Source organism: Flavobacterium sp. LHD-85, assembly GCF_030929595.1.
Classification (GTDB): domain Bacteria; phylum Bacteroidota; class Bacteroidia; order Flavobacteriales; family Flavobacteriaceae; genus Flavobacterium.
This window is the reverse complement of record NZ_JAVFVR010000008.1, coordinates 139,114-160,198: the sequence shown is the minus strand read 5'-3', so window position 1 is coordinate 160,198 and position 21,085 is coordinate 139,114. Positions and strand designations below refer to the sequence as shown.

Annotated in this window: 11 protein-coding genes; all 11 read right to left on the bottom strand. The window is 36.3% G+C overall.

The window, feature by feature from the left end; translation table 11 throughout:
- Nucleotides 1-89 precede the first annotated feature (89 nt).
- The gene (locus RB618_RS14785) at nt 90-1,508 is read right to left on the bottom strand and encodes an acetylxylan esterase (protein ID WP_308069439.1); all 1,419 of its coding nucleotides are present in this window, start codon (nt 1,506-1,508) and stop codon (nt 90-92) included.
- A 151-nt stretch (nt 1,509-1,659) separates the two neighbouring features.
- Nucleotides 1,660-4,440 carry a glycoside hydrolase family 78 protein gene (locus tag RB618_RS14780; protein WP_308069438.1) on the bottom strand — a complete coding sequence of 927 codons (2,781 nt, stop codon included), beginning with the start codon at nt 4,438-4,440 and terminating at the stop codon, nt 1,660-1,662.
- 192 nt (nt 4,441-4,632) lie between these two features.
- Complete coding sequence (locus tag RB618_RS14775) at nt 4,633-6,495, bottom strand: six-hairpin glycosidase (protein WP_308069437.1); 1,863 nt, start codon at nt 6,493-6,495, stop codon at nt 4,633-4,635.
- Between the two features lie 221 nt (nt 6,496-6,716).
- On the bottom strand, nt 6,717-7,634 hold the full coding sequence (locus RB618_RS14770) for a glycoside hydrolase family 43 protein (RefSeq protein ID WP_308069436.1): 918 nt from the start codon (nt 7,632-7,634) through the stop codon (nt 6,717-6,719).
- 98 nt (nt 7,635-7,732) lie between these two features.
- Nucleotides 7,733-9,301: a glycoside hydrolase family 28 protein gene (locus RB618_RS14765; protein WP_308069435.1), complete on the bottom strand. Its 1,569-nt coding sequence runs from the start codon at nt 9,299-9,301 to the stop codon at nt 7,733-7,735.
- Nucleotides 9,302-9,532: 231 nt separating this feature from the next.
- A complete protein-coding gene (locus RB618_RS14760) occupies nt 9,533-10,936 on the bottom strand; it encodes a glycoside hydrolase family 140 protein (RefSeq protein ID WP_308069434.1) in 1,404 nt (467 codons plus the stop codon).
- Between the two features lie 276 nt (nt 10,937-11,212).
- Nucleotides 11,213-14,365 (bottom strand): DUF6298 domain-containing protein, encoded by a 3,153-nt coding sequence (locus tag RB618_RS14755; protein ID WP_308069433.1) that lies wholly within the window; start codon nt 14,363-14,365, stop codon nt 11,213-11,215.
- 165 nt (nt 14,366-14,530) lie between these two features.
- Nucleotides 14,531-16,237 carry a thrombospondin type 3 repeat-containing protein gene (locus RB618_RS14750; protein WP_308069432.1) on the bottom strand — a complete coding sequence of 569 codons (1,707 nt, stop codon included), beginning with the start codon at nt 16,235-16,237 and terminating at the stop codon, nt 14,531-14,533.
- A gap of 42 nt (nt 16,238-16,279) precedes the next feature.
- Nucleotides 16,280-16,969, bottom strand: a complete 690-nt coding sequence (locus RB618_RS14745; protein ID WP_308069431.1) for a DUF3826 domain-containing protein — start codon at nt 16,967-16,969, stop codon at nt 16,280-16,282.
- Nucleotides 16,970-17,254: 285 nt separating this feature from the next.
- A complete protein-coding gene (locus RB618_RS14740; protein ID WP_308069430.1) occupies nt 17,255-18,967 on the bottom strand; it encodes a polysaccharide lyase in 1,713 nt (570 codons plus the stop codon).
- A gap of 101 nt (nt 18,968-19,068) precedes the next feature.
- Nucleotides 19,069-21,069, bottom strand: coding sequence for a RagB/SusD family nutrient uptake outer membrane protein (locus RB618_RS14735; protein ID WP_308069429.1), 2,001 nt, complete (start codon nt 21,067-21,069; stop codon nt 19,069-19,071).
- Nucleotides 21,070-21,085: the final 16 nt, after the last annotated feature.

The following is a 21,085-nucleotide window of genomic DNA, read 5'->3' as shown; positions in this document are numbered from 1 at the left end:
TTGGATTTTTTTATCTCCATAATCTGTGTAAATCCTTTTAATCTGTGGCAGAAAAAATAATTCGTGCCAATTCGTGAAATTCGTGGCTATCACTTTTTAACCTCGTAAACTTTCAGATTTTTTTCTCCAAACATTTCATATAATTTGTTGATGTCTTTCAAGGCATTTTTCGGCAGTTTTTCTCCTTTATCTCCAAAAACAAACAACTTTTCTTTTGGTTCAATTACACAACTCGATTCATCGATTTCGCCTTTATCGTTCTTCACTTTATTCAAATCTAAATTTAAATATTTCGCCATAAACGGATACAAAGCCATACGTTTTGAAATTCCGAAATCATGTCCTTCTTTTGCAAAATGCGCATTTTCCACTAAATCTTTCTTTCCGTACAATTCATACGTTCTTTGGATAAAAGGAAATTCCAGTTCCGGAACCGCTAATGTCCAGTCTTTTCCATCAGAAACAATCAATTGCGGTTTTGGAGCCATCATAGCTGAAATTTCAGCATTGTTGGTTCCGTTTCCGCATAAGTGAATTCCACGTCCGCTTTCGCATGGACAGCCACCTGAAAAGTGTGAGGAAACCATTACAACCGGAGCTGAAACTTTCACTCTGTCATCAATCGCCGACAAAAACATGGTGTGCGATCCTCCGCCAGAACCTCCAGTCACACCAACTCTAGACATATCGGCATTTTTTACGGTTGCCAAATAATCCAATAAACGAATTCCTGTCAGCAACTGAACTGTCGATGCAATGCTGTTTCTGTGTGTTTCTTCTGGAAATTGTAGTAACGATTCTCCCCAAGCAAATAAATCGTAACCGACCACAATTGCTCCCATTTTAGCCATCATAGCACATCTGTACTGCTCGTCTTTTCTATATCTTCCGTCGCCAAAATGCCCGTCAGGAGTTAAAATAACAGCTGCTTTTTTGTTTAACGGATACGGTTTATAAATTGAACCCGTCGCATAAACCCCTGGCAATATTTCCAAAGCAATATTTTCGACACTGTAGTCTTTGTAGATTCTCTTTGGAGTTAAAAGTGGTTTAGATTTCGGTGTAGGGGGCGCCTTATCCAAACCAAATGATTCAATCATACAAGCTTTTAACTCCGTTTTGCGTTTCTCCCATTGCTCTTTCGTCGAATAAAGGCTTTCTAAATAAAACAAGCGTTCCTTTCCTTTATCTACCGAAACTTTATGGTTTTCATACTTGCGTATAATGTAGGTTCCATCGGGTTGTTTAAAATACATCAATTCAAACGGCGCTAGAATATTAGTAAGCGAAAGCGCTAAATTTCCAGGTTCAATTCTCCAATCGGCATAGTCCAGTTCTTTTCCTTTTAATAAACCTCTGTCGTCGTTGATCGTTACGTTAAAAAGAGTTTCTATTTTTTTCAGTGTTTCTGATACTGGCTTTCTAAAATTAGTGTCAGAAGTGCTTTGTGCATTGGCAAATGTCAAAGCAAAAATGGAAACTAAGAAGATGTATTTTAAATTTTTCATTTTAATATTGTTGTGTGTTGGTACACGGATGAAACGGATTTACTTCGTAAAGACGCGGATTAAAACGGATTTTCTTTTTCCTAAAAACAAATAAAGAAATCCGTGTAAATCCGTGTTTTCGCGATAGCGAATCTGCGTCATCCGCGTTTCATTATATTGTGCATTCGATTGTATAAATTCCTGAACCCAATTCCAAAACTGGCTTTTGCGCTTTTTCATCAAAACCTGCTCTAACCTTTTTATTATCAATTTTTATTTCTGAATTTTTAGCGACTGGTAATTTTACTGTCGCAGTTGTATTTACTGGAATCTGAACTGTCAGAATAAACTTACCCTCTTTCTTTTCCCAAGAAGAAGCAATTTTTCCATAAACCGATTGATAATCCGCTTTAGCGAAAGTCATGTCGCCAACCACTTCTGGCTGAATAAAGAAATGTTTGAATCCTGGTTTCTCAGGATCAGACATAATTCCGGCTAAACTTTGGTAAAACCATTCTTCAATTTGCCCTAACATAAAGTGATTCCACGAATTTCCTTTTCTAGGATCCCATTGTTCGGTTAAAGTGGTCAAGCCAAATTTAATCTGAAAACCATAACCCGGCGCATCATAATGATTGTGCATTCTGTACATCATTTCGTTTTCGCCATTTCTTGCCAAAGTCTGGAATAAATAGCGATTTCCAACATCTCCCGTTGTCAAACGATCGCCTTTTTCTTTGATATCAGCTAGTAAATTCTGCATTACAGCTTCTTTATACTGAGGCTCCACAATATCCATAAAAATCGGAACGGCGTTGCTAAATTGGCTGTTTGTTCCGTACTGTTTGGTTTCTTCGTTGAAAAATTCTTTGTTGAAAGCCGTTTTGATCTCAGAAGCCAATGTATTGTATTTCTCAAAATCTTCGGTTTTACCTAATAATTTTGATGCTTTGGCTACTAAATAAGCTCCGTAATAGTAATGAGAAGTCGCAGAAAGTGCAATCGGACTATTTTTAGAATATCCAGCAGGATGTGTTCCGTAATCGTACCAATCGCCTAATCCGTGCGAAACAATATGGTTTGTTGCTTTCGTTCCTAAATAATCCACATAATTTTTCATTACAGGAAAATATTTTTCTAATAGTGAAGCATCTCCATAATATTCATAATACATCCAAGGCAAGATTACACCTGTTACGCCCCATTCTGGAGAATCGGTAAAATCACCTCCAAAAATGACATATTCAGGAACTATTGTCGGAATTAAACCGTTATCACGTTGCGAATCAGAAATATTTTGCATTGTTGCTGGAAGGAAAGTCTGCAAGTTATAATTGAACATTAAACCCGGACCATTCAGCTGAATTTCTTCTAGCCAGCCTAACTTTTCGCGTTGCGGACAATCGGTAAAAACACTTTGGAAATTACTTTTGATCGAATTATTTATCAATTCGTGCGTTTTGTTGAAGATCTCATTTGAACAGGTAAAACTTCCTGCTTCTCCTGCGGAATTGTAAATGAAATTCGATTTTAAATCTACTAAAGTTGGAAATTCAGCATTTTTAGCATCTTTATAATTGATATTTTCAATTTGAACATATTGATAACCGTAGAAACTAAATTTTGGTGTCCATTCTTCAACTCCATCTCCTTTTAAAGTGTAATCGTAATAATAAGGTTTTCCAGATCTTCCCTGCGCGATTGTACCTTCTTCATTTAATCCTTCCGCAACCCAAACACGAATCGTTTGTCCCTTTTTTCCTTTTACTTTGATAGTTGGAAATCCCGAAAGATTTTGTCCCATATCAAAAACATAGAAATTTGGTTTCAATTCTTTTACGGTTTTAACTTGGTATTGTTTCTGAATCGTAACTGGTGGTGCAGTCTGTGGTCTTAAAACTCCTTTTGGAGCTTCCTGAATCACTACTTTTTTCCAATCTCTATCTTTGAAACCTTTTCTATTCCAGCCTTTTTGCTCTAGATTGGCATTGTAATCTTCTCCACCAAAAATACTGTTATAGGTAATTGGGCTTTTACTGTATTTCCAAGTTCTATCGGACTTTATAATTTCTTCTGAACCATCATTATACTTGATTTTCATTTTAAAGAATAAAGTCGGAGGACCAAAACTCACGAAGAATTTGGTATATCTTTCAGCAAGTGTATTGTACATTCCGTTTCCTAACAGAACGCCAATTACATTATCGCCTTTTTGAAATTCTTTTGGACTTAATTCGTACACATTGTAGTTAACCGTTTTATCATAATCGGTCCAAAGTGGTGCAAATTGACTGTTACCCACTTTTTTGCCGTTGATGGTTAATTCGTAATGCCCTAAACCTGAAATGTAAACAACAGCTTCTTTTACAGCTTTTTCTACTTCGAAAGGTTTGCGAAGCATAATACTTCTTCGTGCCAACGAATCGGATGCATTGATAAAGGACATCTTTTTTTCTCTATTGAAAGTGGCTGTGTGGTAGTTTCTACCTTCCGGCAAATGACTGTCGGCCTTTGTAATAGCTCCAATCCAAGTCGGATTTAAATCTGATTCTAATGGAGCGGTTCTGAATGAAGCTGTTCTACTCCATTTTGAAACTTTCCCTGACTGATTCCAAACTTTCACTTTCCAGAAATATTTGGTTTCGCTTTTTAATGGTTTTCCGCTATAAACAATATGCAGGTTTTTATCTGTATTTACTCTTCCCGTATTCCAAATATCTCCATCGTCGTTATTTAGTTTTTCTTCCGAAGAAGCTACCAAAATCAAATAAGCAATTTGCGATGCATCGGATTCTTTTGAAACCAATTGCCAGCTAAATTTCGGCTGATTCTCGACAACTGCTAATGGGTTTTCAGCCATTTCTGTCGTTAAACGTACAGGCAGAATTTGTCCATTCGAAATGAACGTAATTAAGAAAGTAACAACTAATAATACGTATTTAAAAAACTTCACTTTATATAGTATTTTTTTCGCCACGAATTCACGAATTAACTCAAATTTTTTCTTTGCGTTTAATTTCTCTAATTTTTCCTGCCACAGATTAAAAGATTAATCGGATTATAATCTGTGTAAATCATTTTAATCTGTGGCAAATAACTACGCACTTTTTATAAAATAATTCGTGAATTCGTGGCTATTTTTTCTTTACAATTTTCTAGTAATCAAAGATTCGATATTGAATACTGCTTCTGGGATTAATTTTCCTGTTTGAGGCAGGTCGTCGTAATCGTCTGTATCTGGCGCTGTGTCTGGATCTGGCGAATGTCTCTGTTCTCCAGTGCGGAACATGATTCGCTCGAAACCATCTGTTGGCGCATAAAATATCTTTGTTGATTCTTTTCCATCGTTTACTTTTATAGTGTATTGACGGTTTTTAGCATCTAATTTAACTGTGATTGTATATGCTTTGTTTGCTTCGTATTTTGTAACCGAACTCAAACGCGCACCATTTTTTACCTTTAATTCTCCATCCGAATCAAAAATCAATCTTACAGAAGGTAAACCTTGTTTATTTTGAAACTCAACCTGCAATAAACCGTGATTATTTTGTTCTGGTTTTACTGTGAAAACGGCTTCCATTTTTGATGCAAAAGGAATTACTCTTTCAGCACGTGAATAGTCAAAATAATCCTGATCTCTTAACGTCAGCCATTTTTTACCATCGACTTTCTTTTCGATTTTTGTTGATGCCCAAGAAAGATCGTAGGTATTCCACAATTTCAATTCTTGTCCATCAGGAAGAGTATTGAAAACGTCATTTACATTTTCCGTCACTACAGAAGTAACCGGAACAGGAATTGATGCCACCCAAATATCCTCTTTATTCACGCTGTATCCTACCCAGATTTTTCCGTCTGGCGGAGTTCCGTTTTTCTCTGTGATTCCGCGAACGTATTGAGGGCCTGCCGATTTGTAATTTCCGCCGTAACGCATAGGACTTACTTCTCCGTGAACCAATAATAAATCCTTATAATTCAATCCATCATCACTAGTAGAAATCGCCAAAGGCCAACGATATTCTGACGGATTATAAAGTGTCGCATAACGATTGTCTGACGTTTTTTGTCCCCAGATTTTAGCATTGCTGTTTACGAATCCTGGCGCACGCAACGGCATATAATCCCAAGATTTTCCACCATTTCTGCTGATGGAAGTTAAAGCATGTTTCCATAAACCCACTACATTTCCGTTTGGTAAATGGTAATAACTAAACGCTTTATACGGTTTCTGTAACGGAATCAATTCATCGTCACGATCGGCTTCTTCCACCCATTGCTGTAAAACCAAGGGCTCAGATAAAATTTCTTCGCAGGCTTTTTTCAAACCTTTATCTTTTGATGCAGTATAAAATGGGAATTTCGATTTCGATTTGTCCCAAGTTTTGTTGTATCTAATGAAATAAATTTCGCCAAAACTACCGTCTTTCTTGATTTCACGAATGACACGTCCAATTCCTTTTCCGTCATTTGGATCGTCTTTTTCATCCATTGCGATTCCATAATAGGCTAAAGCAAAAAGTCGGTTATCTTTTGAAGTATAAAAGCCCATTCTTTGGTGCATAATTGCGTCCAAGTTTTTCGCAACGCCTTCAACGCCTTCTTTTTTCCATCCGTCGGGAATGCGATAAATCGGGAAAATTACTTCTGGTTTTGTCCACGTTACGCCGTCTTTACAATTCATAATCAAAGTCTGGCTCGGCGGAATATGTTCGCCTGATGGGTCGCTTAAATAATGTAGGTAAAAGGTATTGTTCCAATACGCCATCATCGGCTGGTGGTTGTATGTCCAACCAAAACCATCTGATTTTTCAGGATGTTCACGGCTTGCACGCATAATTTGCGTAGCGTGAACTCCAACTGCAGGACTTAACTGTCCGTGATGATAATCGATGTTTGAAAGTGTTTTGCCAACATAACGCACAGTATCATTCTGGGCATTTACAGCGGTGCAAGCCAAAAGGATTGTGGCTGTGATGATGTTGGTTTTTATGTTTTGGAAAGCAATCATTTTATATTTTTTTTTGTTTCACGCAGATTTTGCAGATTTTGGCTGATTTGCGCAGATTTAATTTTATTCCTTTTGATTTAAACAGATTAAAAAATCTGCTTAATCTGCTCAAATCACTTTTAAATCTGCGTGAAATTTTTCTAAACTTTTTTATCTGCTTGATCTGCTAAATCTGCGGGAGAAAATTTTACTCTCGCAGATTTGGCAGATTTAGCTGATTTTTATTTTCTGTCAATTAATCCCTTTAAAACGTCTGCAGAGATTGTTGTAATCGTTCCGTGTTTGTGTCCTTCGGGAAGGCTTATTTTTGAGGATGCATCTTCAAAATGAACAAAATCTGTTGTGCTTAGCGCTTTATAATTTTTTGAACCGTAATTGTCATAATACAACAACCAGTTTTTACCGACTTTTACTACTGTTGGCCCTTCAGACAAATATTCGGTTAAAGGCTCTGAACTTTTTTGAAACGGACCTAAAGGCGATTTTCCGAAAGCGACTTTTATGTTTCGCATTGGTCTTGTATTGTCTTTCAAAACCAAAACATAATCTTTCTTTCCCTTTTTGACAATAACACAGTCTATTACACTGAAACCTGGATCGTAATATAATTTTGTATCCGAAAAAGTTTTGAAATCTTTTGTCGTTACGTAATACATTCTGTGGTTGTTTTTCTCTTCTTCTACTCCTTTTGGATATCTAAACGGAATTGTTGATGCCCAAATAATGATGTATTCTTTTTTTACATCATCATAAAAAATTTCCGGAGCCCAAACATTTACCACTTCTGGCTCATTTTTCATGACAGGAATATATTGTTGTTCTGACCAATGAATCAAGTCTTTTGAACTGGCGTAACCAAAACCGTTTCCGCCTTTCCAATCGGTTGTCCAAACCATGTGATAGGTTCCGTCTGCTCCTTTTGTGATGGACGGATCACGCATAATTTTACTGGCTCCGATTTCGGGTTTTAAAAACGATCCTTCTAATCCTTTCCAGTTGTAACCGTCTTCGCTGTATGCCAGATATAAACCTTCTGTTGCGGGTTCTCTAAACGACGTAAAAAGATATAAATCTTTCTTTTTCTGCGAATAGCTAATTGCAAAAAGTGAAAGGGTTAGTATGATGAATATTTTTCTCATGTCTTGTTTTCTTTTCCTGCGAGGTTTCCAAAACCTCGTAGGTATTTCTATGTGCTCAAACTAAACCTACAAGGTTTTGAAAACCTTGCAGGAACACATTATTCTGCAATTGCTTTTTTATCTAAAGAAGTTCCTTTTTTGATTTTCGTTGTAACGTTATTTAAAACATTGTTTTTCAAGAAAATGTTTTTAGTCTCTTTTCCATCCGCTTCGATAAAAATATCGGTTGGATTGAATGGAAAATTATTGTTAATCAACGCATTCGAAACATTATCTAATTTGATAACCGGAATTCCTTTTATTGGTGTTGAAGATCCAACATTGTCTAAAATAATATTTTTTGAATCGGATATTTTGAAAGACGAACCTACAGTTGCATTTACTTTTACATCATGAAATTCAACATCTGTGGCTGTACTTACTGTAAAACCTTCTTTTCCGTCCATGTTGATGTTCGAGAATGTGATGTTTTGAATTGGCATTTCGGTAATTCCCAGAATCTGTCCGGCTTTGTTTACGTTTGAAGCCGTTATGTTGCTCATGTGAATGTTTCTGAAAATCGGAGTTTTCTCGGTTACAGGTTCAACTGTAGTTCCTTTATCGTAGAAAAGGCTCAAAACGATTGCTTCTTCTTTGATGTTTTTCATGACGATATTATCGACACGAATATCTTCTACCACTCCGCCTCTTCCGCGAGCCGATTTGATACGGATTCCGCGGTCTGTTCCGTCAAAAACACAATTTGAAATGGTAATCTTTTTGATTCCGCCTGACATTTCGCTTCCAATTACTACTCCTCCGTGACCGCTTAACATGGTGCAGTTTGTAATGGTTACATTTTCTGTTGCTTTTCCGTATTTACGTCCATCGCCATCTCTTCCTGATTTAATCGTGATACAATCGTCTCCAACGCTGATATGACAGTTTGAAATGTGAACATTGGTACAAGAAGAAGGATTGATTCCGTCTGTATTTGGCGAATGTGGATTAAAAATCGAAATTCCGGTAACGGTTACATTATCACAGAATTCCGGATTGATTGTCCAAAAAGGCGAATTTTGAAATGTAACACCTTCGATTAAAATATTTTTACAATTATAAGCCTGAAAAAAAGATGGTCTGAAAAACTTTTTATCAACCGTTCTTTTGTAATAAGGCTCTGTGTAAAGTCCTTTGTTTTGTTCTTCCCACATCGTTTGATATTTGGTTGGAGGAAGCGGTTCTTTGGCCGTTTCAATTCGGTAGACTTCATTCCACCACGCTTTTCCTTGTCCGTCAATTACGCCTCTTCCTGTGATGGTGATGTTTTCTACGTCTTTGGCATAAAATAGAGGTTGGAAACTCTTCATTACAATTCCTTCATAACGCATTTCTACGTAAGGAAGATAGTCATCAAAGTTCTCTGAAAATTTTAAAAGCGCTCCCGAATCTAAATGAATTGTAATGTTGCTTCTTAATGTTAAAGCTCCTGTTAAGTATTCTCCTGCAGGGAAAAAGATAGTTCCTCCACCATTTTTAGATGCTTTTTCGATTGCATTCTGGATGGCTTGGGTGCATTTTATTCCTTTGTTGTTTCCGCCTTCGTTTAAGATGTTCAGCCAGCCGTCATTTGCGAAAGTGGTGTTTAATCCGGCGATGAAGCAGAGTATTATTAGTATATTTTTCATAGTTTATTTTTTGGTTTCACGCAGATCTTGCAGATTGTGCGGATTTATTTTTTGCCACTGATTTCACAGATTAAAAGGATTTTTATCTGCTTAATCTGCAAAATCTGCGAGAGTTTTTTATTCTCATTTTTTGTCACCCTGAGCGAAGTCGAAGGGCGTATGCTATATCAAACATTATGTCCAATCTTTGTGGTCCTTCGACTTCGCTCAGGAGGACATACTAGACTTTTTTTATTTTGACTTCAAAATCAAAACCCAGTCATTACCATCTTCTTTTTTACCTTCTGGTTGAAAATTTTGAGTTCCTTTGTTATCAAATGTTCCAATTTTAGTTTTCTTACCGTTTCTTGGATTGTACCAAGTTGCTTCGAATTTATCTCCAGAGATTTTTCCTAGTTTTACTTCTATTATCCTTCCGTTGTAAGTGTAAAGTAAAGCGTATTTTTCCCCTTTTATGGCTGGAATATAATCGTACTTCTCGCCTTGGTTCACCACTAAAGAAACATCTGGAACTCCTTCTAAAAATGGCACTTCTTCCATTAATTTCTTAATGTAAATCATCTCTTTTGCTCCAGGTGCATTGATGGCCGATGTCCATAATTCTTTGTTTCCGTAAGCTGGTTTATCGCCTTTTCTGAACATTTGCATTACGGCATTGTGTCCGTATGTGTAACCTGCACCGCCTGATAAAACCGACCAATATCCGTAACGACGTACATCGCTTGCTGTCCATTTTGGCTGTAAAGTGTCGTGCAAACCGTGTGGAATTCCTTCGTAAGATGGTTCTCCATCAAGAGTTGGTTTTGTTGGTTTTAATTCGAAATCTCTTAAAACAAATTTGTAATTGTCTTCTTTGAAATTCGTTTTCACCGAGTCCTGATCGTATCTTCTGTGCCCTGACTGGAACATATTGAAGTCCAGCCATTTTGCATTATGAAAATTCTCTGAAGAATCAGTTCTTCCAAACGGGTGAAAAGTCACTAACTGGCTCGGATTGTTGGTTTTTAAAGTATTTCCGATAGCATTCCAGATATCTTGAAATTCATTTCCGTGTGTATCTCCACCATTTAACCAAATTACATTGGTTCTGTTTTTATATCTGTCAGCTAAAAATTTTGCATAAACTGTTGCTTGTTCTTTGCTAACTTTATTTCCTTTTGAAACGTTTGTTCCCCAAACCGGAACCATCGCTACATAAATTCCGTTTTTTTGAGCCACGTCTAAAGTGTAATCTACGTGATCCCAATAATCGTACTGCTTTGCATCTTTGAAATCATTTCCTGCTGTAAGCAAAGGTTTTGAAACGTCTTCGTTGATTAAAGCTGCATCGCCATAAACATTAACGGCATTGATATTGTGCAAAACCATCACCTGAACGACATTAAATCCTTTGTCTTTTCTGTCTTTAAAATATTTATCAACGCCTGCTCTATCTAGTTTTCCAAATGCCAACCAGCCTGTGTCGCCAAGCCAGAAAAATGGTTTTTCGTTTTCGATAACAAAATAATGCTGATTTTTAGATACTTTGATTTCAGGCAGAGATGCTTTTGTTTTGGCAGATTGCGAAAATCCGCTTTGTGCTGTAAACAAAAAGCTTATACAAAGAGCGTATAAAGATTTAATTTTCAGATTCATTTTGGTTTGTTTTTGAATTTATGTTTTTAGGTTTGTTTGCCACGAATTACACGAATTTTTACTAATTTTTTTCTCTGCTTTGTCTTAATTATTTCACGCAGATTTCTCAGATTTTGGCTGATCTACGCAGATCAAAATTTAAAAATCTGTTGAATCTGCTTTTATCTTTTTAAAATCTGTGTGAAATTTTTTTCTCTCGCAGATTTTGCAGATTGAGCAGATTTAATTTAAAATTAAATTCGTGCAAATTCGTGCAATTCGTGGCAAACCCTTCTTTTACTTCTTCACTATAAAAAGTACTTTTTCTTTTATTTCAGCTTGTGGAATTGTGACTTGTTTTCCTCCGCTGATATTTGCTTTTTTTGTTGTATTTCCTGTTGAAGCATTAATTGCAAATACTTCAAATGTTCCTTTTTCGTTTGATAAACCGATTGTAATATCTTGATCGTTTTTCAAGTAAAAAAGATAGCTTTTCCCTTTATTTTCCAGTTTCCAAAGATTGTCTGAAAACGTATTTCCATCAACTAATTTCATTTCGCTTAAAGCGGCATAAAACTGAGGCAATTCGATTTTCGGAATGTTTGGCATTGAAGCTCCAGCCATTAAAGCCGGCCATCCAAATCTTGAAGAACCGTCTGTTGAATATAAAATGACTTTTTCAGGATATTTTTCTCTGTATTCACGAACGGCACGATACACCTGATTGTCCGTTTCTTTTCCGGTTTTTAGTTTTCTGGCGTGCTGTCTTGGTGCTAAATTTACGCCTCCTTGCGGTGCATAAGCTGATCCGTCTTCTTTGTAATACCAATAACGAATGTCGATTACATCAACGGTTTTATTTCTTTTAGCATCATTTAAAATCGCATCCTGAACATCTTTTGTAGCACTTAAACCAATTAATCCTTTTTTACCTGTTTCGTCTTTCCATTTTTGGGCTTGGTCTAACCAAAATTCCATGAAATGTAATGGACCTGTATATTCAGCACTTGTTAATTGAATTACGTTGCTGTTTTCCTGAAAAGTCTCGAACGATTTTCTGATAAAACCTTCGTGTAATTTTCTTCTTTGAACATTCGTAATATCATAAAACTGCTCCGCCATAAAAATACGTTTGTCTCCTGCATAAGGCGGTGGCTCTGGAAATCCTGTGCTGTTGATATTGTTTGCTGAACGCCAAGGCGAACTTGCCCAATGCGCTCCGGCTTCTAAAATATTATGCTGAAAATATTGCTGATTGATTAACAATTGTCCGTTTGGTTCTGCCAGTGTTGCAAACTGCGCTAAACGGCTCCAATACCAATCGTTGAATTTTGTTAAATCGTATTTGCTTAAATGATCCCAAGCGAAATCTTTTCCGCTTCTGGCAAAAGGCTGTTCGTAAAACGGAGGCCAAACGTCATCATCAATTCGGCGTACTCGTTCATGATCATCCATTCTTCTGTCATACCATAAACCGTAATTGTGTTCTAAGGCAACGATATTGTTTTTAGTCAAATAATCCACCGTTTCCTCCACTTTATCAGTCAATCCGTTTCCAGTTCTTCCAGGCACAAAACGCGTGATGTGCGGAGTTGATTTGTTTACGAAATCATCGGTTAAATCGCCTCTCCACCAAGCTATGTTGGTTTGTTTTCCTGCAACTACTTTTCCTTCAAAAGTTAACCAGCCATTTTCTGTGATTATTTTTGAAGTCGATTTTTCAGTTTTATTCGAAGCAACTTTTAAATCGTTTGCATTTTTTAAGCCTTTACTTTCTGTATTAATCGGATTTGCTTTTGAAACTTCTACAATCCATTCTTGTAAACTTTTTGCAGTTGTTGCTGAATTTTTAGTCAATTCTTGTGCCACCTCAATCGTTGGACTTGATGATGGCTCTGATCCTAAATCATAGATAAATGGCTGAACTGAAAGTTTTCCCAATCTGGCTTCTAATTGAGTGTAAAATAAACTTCTTGGACTAATATGTCCGTTTACGTCTTTCCAATGTCCGTTTCCTCCAAATTGTCCCCAAACTCCAAAAGCCCAGTTTTGTGCTGTTGGCGGACTATAACATTCTACTTTTGAAGCTGATGATTCCCAGATTACAGAATTAGCCGCTGTCCATCCAGCGCCTCTTCCTCCTTGTTCTCTGTTATTATAACTTAATGCTTTTCCGTCGATATTGGCAATATCAAATAAAACTCCGGTTGCCCAGCTTCCGATTGCGCCGCTGTTTTCGAATGGTAAATGTGATTCGCACTGAACAAAGGCATTTGGACCAGTTGTTCCAAATCCACCAACAGCGAAATCATGGTATCCAAATTCTGAATAACAACGCTGGAAAAGTGTTTGCTGACCTTCAGTATAAAAAGTATGTCTTCTAAATGAAGCGATTTCTGAAATTGGTTCTGTGGCAATACAATCTTCAATAGTAATTTGCTGACTAGTTTTTAAAACCGTAACTGCTCCGCCTGCAAAGTGTTTAAAATTTACTTGTTTTACCCAAGCATTTCTGGTACTTTCGATGCTGATTGCCTGCCAACGGTGTTCTTCGTCTTTTAAATTTGAAGGATTGTAAGTTGATTTTATTAAGATATTTTCAATTCCGTTATTTTCAATTCTTCCCTGCCAAGAATAAACAGTTACTTTTGAAGTTCCAAAAACATCATCCAAAGACATTGTGATTGGAGCGTTTATAGTTACTTCGTTTCCATTTATTTTAGTAACAACTCTGTTCCAAGTTGTAGTCCAATCTCCTTTTTTCCAGCCAATCCAAGAAGTTTCTCCACCGAAATCCTGCATTTTAACCTCTTTAATGAAATTATCCGTTAAAGGTTTACTGATTTCGATTTCATCGCCAACTTTTAATTTTGAAATGTTTTTTAATTGGATTTTCTGAGTTCCAAGCGGCGTATAGGCATTCGCAAATTCAAATGAATCTTTATACACTTTATCATTTTCACCCAAAATTCTAATTAAAGCTTCTCTTTCTAATCCCGTTCCTAAAAGTATAGTTCCGTTTTCGGTATTACCGCTTCCTCTTAAAATAACTCCTGATTTTCTGATGTATAATGTTCCGCGGATTTTGAAAGTTCCTTTGTCTAACAATACTGCTCCACGATAACCTAATTTGTCTGGTTTAAGAGCACTTACATAATCAATTGCATTTTGGATTTTCTGCGTTGCATCTTCTTCTTGTTGGGAAACAAAAACTTTGTTGTCCAAATTCGGAATCGCAACTTCAGAGTTTCTATAGCCTGCAAAAGAAAAATCAGGGATTTGATTTCCTTGATTATCGGCTGTGAAAGAAAGTTTACCTTCTTTGGTTTTGATAATATCTGGGAAAGCGTTTTGGGCTGTAATGTTTATACTGAAAAACATCGCCAAACCAGACAAAACTATTTTATCTTTTTGAAGGGAGATTGTATTTATAAATTGGATAAAATTCACCTTATTAATTTTTTAGACTTTAAAATTAAACCATATAAGCAATATAAGCTCATATAATTTTTAGGTTTGTCTTTTTCCACAAACTAGGTGGATATTCTTTGTGTACATAAACCTGACAGATTTTAAAAACCTGTCAGGTTTGCGTTGAAAATACTTTAACTTTAATTATTGCAATAATGATTTTAGCTTCGCTAAAGTATCCGTATTGTTTTCAATTTTCGTCCAATCTGTTTTGCTGGTTGGATCAATTCCGTTAAAATATTTTTCGATGTTGGTATATCCATCTCCGTTTGCATCTTTATTAGCATCTGAAGCATCGTTTGGATTTAAACCATATTTCTTCTCCCAAGCATCTGGAATTCCATCATTATCTGAATCTTTATATGCTTTTCCTTTGTAAGTTGGATATCCGCCAACTTGATCAGGATGCGTTATAATTCCTTTTTTATATGAATCGGCAGGTAATCTTCTTTTGATAAAATCTTTTCCAATATTGTTTTCTAAACCGTCTTTTACTTCGATTTTTCCAGTTTTAACTTGCTTAATAATTCTCTCGTCAACAGCATCTCTTTTTGGGAATGTTGCTCCAACATTTGTTAAAACATATTCGTATGCTTCTTCTGCTCCCATAATTTTAAATTGAGGCATTGAAAAAGGTTTTGGCTGTTTAATTGCAGCTAAAAATTCTTTTGTTTCCGCTTCTGGAAGATTTTCCAATTGTACTCCTCCGTTCCAGTTATCGGCCGTAACTTCAGGAGAACCTACAATAAAGTTTCCTGAAACGTAAGCTCTTCCGTATTGTTTTGGTTCAATATATCCAGATTCAGGTTTCACAATTCTATGTGCAATAGGCTCGTTTGCAGGTGTTATCGGTCCTGGTTTAAAATAGTTATTGATGATGTTTAACATCGAGCGATAATCACCACCGTCAAGCGTACGATTCCACCAATTGAATACTACGTTATTTACGAAATTAAAGTCGCCATGCATTCCGATAGAAGCATTTCTAGAAATGTTATCCGCCCATAAATTACGCATAAAAGTGCTATTCAATCCGCCAATTGTGCTACCAAATGCATGATTATAAGTATCTAAACCTTCTGATGAAATAGTGTTTTGAATTGTAATATTGGCAGCAGGTAATTTCTCCAATTTAGATTTTGCATTAGCCGCAAATTGATGTCTGTATAAAGAAATATTTTCGTCCAATCCCCAGCTTACAGAGCAATGATCAATTATAGTATTTCCAATCACATTTCCTCCTAAAGCATCATCTCTTCTTGTTACTTCTGTTGCACCACGTCTAAAACGCATATGTCTGATAATAACGTCGTGTGTGTCAATTTCTAAAGTTTCTCCAGCAATACATATTCCATCACCCGGAGCAGTTTGTCCAGCAATGGTTACATAAGGCGCACGCATGCTAATTCTTTTTTTTAAGTGGATAATTCCTGAAACGTTAAAAACAATTGTTCTTGCTCCAACAGCTTCGCAGGCTTCACGAAAAGTTCCTTTTCCGCTGTCTTCTAAACTCGTAACGACAAATATTTTTCCGCCACGTCCACCTTGTGTATATGCTCCGCCACCTTCAGCACCTGGAAAAGCAGGAATATTAGCTACTACAAAATCTTTTGGATAAGATGCCCAAGGCAAATAAGGTTTTCCTTGTTTTGCTTCTTCTTTAATAATATGATAATTGGCATTCCAGATTTCGTTCAGTCTTTTATCTTCGTCAGCCAAAATAGCATCTGCTTTTTCTTGAACATCTTTTGGAATTACTGGATATTGGGCATATGCCGATGAAACAAGCGAACAAAATGAAAAAGCCATTAATGTTCTCTTTAAAGTACGGTTTGGAAAAATATTTTGCATTGAATTGTGTGGTCTAGTTAATAGTAGTTAGTTTTTAAGAGATTATTCTTTTGCAGTAGAATCTTGTGCTTTGTTTTTCTCCCTTTGTTCAACACGTTCGTGCCAATCTTTGCTTTCTTTATTTAGATCATAACCTTGTTTTGATAAATAGTTGTTGATTCTTCCTTTGTATTTACCAAACCAGCCGTGTTTTTCCTTAGATGAGCCAGCGTCCATTGCGTGCTCTCTAGCTTCAACCAAAGCATTATAAATATAATCTTTCTGCTCTTTAGTCAAATTTGGAAGCATATCGTTGTAACCTGCAACCGTAATTGGAAGCACGCCATAAGTCATTCCGTCTTTAACCTCAGTGATTTTATCTTCTGATAATTCTTTACCTAATTTTTTAATGTAAGATTTATGCAATTTTGCAATTGATTCGTCTGCTTTTGCTTTCAGTTTATCAATTTTCTCGTTTTGCTTCTCTTTAGCTAAACTTGCATCTTCTTTTACTTTTTTGATTTCAGCATCTCTTCCGTCCTGAATTTCAGTTAGATCTCTGAATTGTTGCGCTATTATGGTTGAAACTGCAGCTTCTTTTTTAGCATCTTTTAAATCTAATTTTGTAACGATTTTTGCAGCTCTTTCGTTGGTAACTTTGATGTATTCAGGATCTAAATGCTGTTGCGCATTTAAAGTTGAAAAAGCGAAAAGCAATGATAATAAGCTGACATTTATTTTATTTAGCGACATTGTCTTTATTTTTTTAGTTATTCTTTTGAACTCAATCATAAGGCCAACGGCCTTTTAAGCAACACCCTAGGGTAAAATCCTATGAATTACAACAGATAGCAAAACCCTGAAAGGACGTAAGCTTTTGTCCGTATTTCATTAATTGCTTTCGCCCTTTCAGGGCTTTTTTTCTTTCTTTATTGTTATACATAGGACGTTGTCCTATGTTAGTGCTTTGAGCCTTTCAGACTCTTTTTAAAAACATTCCTGCTCCTTAAAAACAAGAATGTTTTCAAAAATTATTCCTTATTTTAAATCTAATAAAGGTCTAACCAATGTTTCTTTGTTATTAGCCAAATCTTTCCAGTTTACTTTTATTGCAGGATTTACACCGTTGATGTAATCTTCAATATTTGAGTAACCATCTCCATTTAAGTCACCTTGTGCATCTGATGGATCATTTGGGTTTAAACCATATTTTTTCTCCCATGCATCTGGCATTCCGTCTTTGTCTGTATCTACATAAGGTTTTCCTTTGTAATCAGGATATCCTCCAACTTGAGAAATATCAGTGATAATACCTTTTTTATAAGAATCCATCGGTAAACGTCTGTGCTCAAACTGGTAGAAAGTCTTTTTCTCTAATCCTTTTGCATATTCTGGAACTCCAGTTTTTACAGTTCTTACGATTCTTTCATCAACTTTATCTCTAATTGGCAATGTTGCACCAACATTTTTAAGTACGAATTCATAAGATTCTTCTGCAGTCATGAATTTATTAAACCAAGGCATTGGAAAAGGCTTATCTGATTTCATTTTATCAAAATAAGGTTTTGATTCCTCATAAGACATCAATTCTCCTTTTTTATTTTCCATTTGAACACCGCCGTCCCAGTTGTCTTTTGTCACTTTTTCGTTTCCGTTAATTACGTTTCCGTTAACGAACGCTCTACCAAAAACCATATAAGGCAATTTGCTTCGTCCAGATTCTGGCTTTAAGATTCTATAGCTAATTGGCTGAGTTAAATCGGTTACAGGACCTGGTTTGTAGAAGTTGTTAATGATGTTATAGTTTGCAGTATAATCTCCACCATCTGTAGATCTATTGTACCAGTTGAAAACTACGTTATTCACAAAATTGAAAATTCCGTTCCAACCGATAGAAGGGTTTCTTCCTGCATTATTGGCCCACATATTTCTCATGAACGAGCAGTTTTCTCCTCCTAATGTACTTCCGAAAGCATGGTTATAAGTATCTAAAGCTTCTCCGAATAAACTGTTTTGAATTGTAACATTTACCGTTCCAACTTTAATATCCTGATATCCTGGACCTGGACTATACATATGTCTGTAAATTGACATATTTTCATCTAATCCCCAAGTTGCAGAAACGTGGTCAATTATAATATTTCCAACTGGATTTCCTCCAATTGAATCATCACGGCGTCCTACGAAAGTTTCTCCACGACGAAAACGCATGTGTCTAATTACTACGTCATGAGTATCTATCCAAGTAGATTCTCCTGCCACACAAATACCATCTCCAGGAGCAGTTTGTCCTGCAATCGTGATATAAGGCGCACGAATAATTAACGGGCTTTTTAATCTGATAATTCCTGACACATTAAATACCACTATTCTTGCTCCTCCTTGTTCGCAGGCTTCACGTAAAGTTCCTGGTCCACGATCTTCTAAACTTGTTACTACGTAGACTTTTCCTCCACGACCTCCAAAAGTATACATTCCTCCTCCTTCAGCACCTGGAAAAGCTGGAATATCAGCCTGAGGCAAATCGGTTGGTCTTGCTGCCCACGGAATATATGGTTTTCCGTGTTTTGCTTCTTCTTCAATAACAACTAAAGCTTTTGTCCAAGCTTCATCAGAAAGTCTTTGAGCTTCTTCTTTAATAGCTTTTTCCTGAGCCTGAACTTCTGGACTTATCTTCGGATATTGAGCAAAACATTTTGCGCTTCCTAAAAAAAGCAGAGATGATGCGATAAATAATGCGGAATTTTTCATGTTAATTTCTAGTTGTGGTAATTCTTTTTAAACAAATCACCTGTATCTTTTAACGAATACAGGTGAAAAGTTATATTTTAATTTTTTTTGTATAAATAAATTTATTCTTGGTAAATAAAAGTACCCGCAGCACCATTACCATCATTCCATCCTACAGTTTGTGTCAACCAAGGGTTGTTCACTAAAGCGCTTTGATTTAATCCCATAATGTAGTAATTAGATCTCCATGAAATTGGAGTTGCAACGTTACCAACATTATCCATAGGTGTTGGAGGGGAACGCAATACAAAATTATTTGTATAGAAAGTTGCTAAAGCAGTAATTTGAGCTTGAAAATTTGATGCATCTGGATCTACCGAAATAGAAGCACGAGCATTTGCTAAAGGATCAGTACCTACTGCACTAGTTCCATTTTTATAATGCAAATAATTTCCTATACGTTGTGTCCCGTTTATCACTGGAATGCCCAATTTACTATTCGTATTATCATTAATTGCAGCATCATCACTATAAAGCATCCATCTTTGAGTATCCCAAAAACGTTTTCCTTCGTAAGCTAACTCCACTCTACGCTCATATAAACAAGCTTCAAGGGCTGCATATTTGTCTCCTAATGTTCCTATTCCATAATTATCTGTTGCAGGAATTCCAACACGTTTACGGATTCTCCCTAAATAAGTAGCAGCATTACCAACATCACCTTTAGCCGCATAACATTCTGCAATGTTCAATACTAACTCAGCAAAACGATATTCCATAATATCTGTTCCAGAGATTTGAAAGTTTGATGCATTGCTTACTGTTGGGCTAGACATTTTACGAATAAAGGCAGGACTCGCTACATCATTACCCATACTAAAGCCAAAAGTATTAGCATTGGTAGGACTAGTCCAACGATATGCCCAAACAGTTGGAGCTGCCGCTGTCGCTAAACTATTATTGTAAGGCCAATAGCTTCCTGAAAACCCAAATGTTCTATAAAAACGAGGATCACGATCTTTAAAAAATAAGAATGGATCATAATTATTTGCAGTTGTAGGCCTTTTTCCACTAGCCATAGGAAATAAGTCAATCATACTTTGTGGTGCATCAACTCCTCCACTTCCTTGTCCGCCTTGGCTTGCCAAACGCATTGATCTTTCCCAAGAGTTATTCGACTGTAAAGAAGGAGTAACTGTCGTACTGCTTGCTAAAAGCTTAATAACAATAGCTTCTGAAATAAATGCATTATCATTAACATAAAACATTCTTTCCCAATCTCTTGCAGTTGTACCATACAAACCGTGTCCTTGTGAAGTTAATTCTGCTTCTGCTGCTAAACCAGCTGCTAAAGCAGCATCCCAGCGCTCTGTTGCTGAATCCCAATTTTTGTTGAATAATGGACTTGCATAGGTCAATAAAACACGAGCTTTTTGAGCCATCGCTGCTCCTTTTGTAAAACGTCCATAATCACTAGCTGGCCATTTAGGTGGCAATAAACCAGCTGCTGAATCAAGATCAGCCACAATTTGCTTAACCAATTCGCCTACTGTAGCTCTCGGTATTTTTATTGAAGGATCATCTTTAGAAGGCGTTTGAACTGTTGTTACAATTGGAACACCACCGTAAGTACGCATCAAATCAAAATACTGGATTGCACGCAAATAATACATCTGACCTTTAATTTGATCACGAAATGTCTGAGGTAAATTAGCTCCATCAACATCAATTCTCTCCAACATTACATTACAATCTCTAATTCTATTATATGGATCATTAGAAGGGTTTTCAACCAATGTTTTTCCAAAATAGCCCGATCCGTCTGCTGCATTTTCCAAAGTTACATTTGGATTAATCATAGCCGAAATACCACCTATCTCCTCTGTATAAGAAGTCTGAGTAGTCGTCCAAGATCCAACAACTACTGCTGTAGGTGTTTTGTATCCATCGTAAAAATCGTAGTATAAATTGTTTACATACCAATTAACACGTTCTTCACTTTTAAAAAACTCTGCGTCATAATACTTATACTGTTTTTTATCTTCTAAAAAGTCATCACTACATGAAACTCCCAATACCATTAAAAGTATCATTGCTATATATGTACAAATTTTTGCTTTCATAATTGTTTTTTAATTA

Bases quoted from the DNA above. Each gene is read 5' to 3' on its own strand.
- RB618_RS14785 (WP_308069439.1), bottom strand. From the start codon at position 1,508: ATGAAAAATTTAAAATACATCTTCTTAGTTTCCATTTTTGCTTTGACA.
- RB618_RS14775 (WP_308069437.1), bottom strand. From the start codon at position 6,495: ATGATTGCTTTCCAAAACATAAAAACCAACATCATCACAGCCACAATC.
- RB618_RS14760 (WP_308069434.1), bottom strand. From the start codon at position 10,936: ATGAATCTGAAAATTAAATCTTTATACGCTCTTTGTATAAGCTTTTTG.
- RB618_RS14740 (WP_308069430.1), bottom strand. From the start codon at position 18,967: ATGAAAAATTCCGCATTATTTATCGCATCATCTCTGCTTTTTTTAGGA.
- RB618_RS14770 (WP_308069436.1), bottom strand. From the start codon at position 7,634: ATGAGAAAAATATTCATCATACTAACCCTTTCACTTTTTGCAATTAGC.
- RB618_RS14745 (WP_308069431.1), bottom strand. From the start codon at position 16,969: ATGTCGCTAAATAAAATAAATGTCAGCTTATTATCATTGCTTTTCGCT.
- RB618_RS14765 (WP_308069435.1), bottom strand. From the start codon at position 9,301: ATGAAAAATATACTAATAATACTCTGCTTCATCGCCGGATTAAACACC.
- RB618_RS14750 (WP_308069432.1), bottom strand. From the start codon at position 16,237: ATGCAAAATATTTTTCCAAACCGTACTTTAAAGAGAACATTAATGGCT.
- RB618_RS14735 (WP_308069429.1), bottom strand. From the start codon at position 21,069: ATGAAAGCAAAAATTTGTACATATATAGCAATGATACTTTTAATGGTA.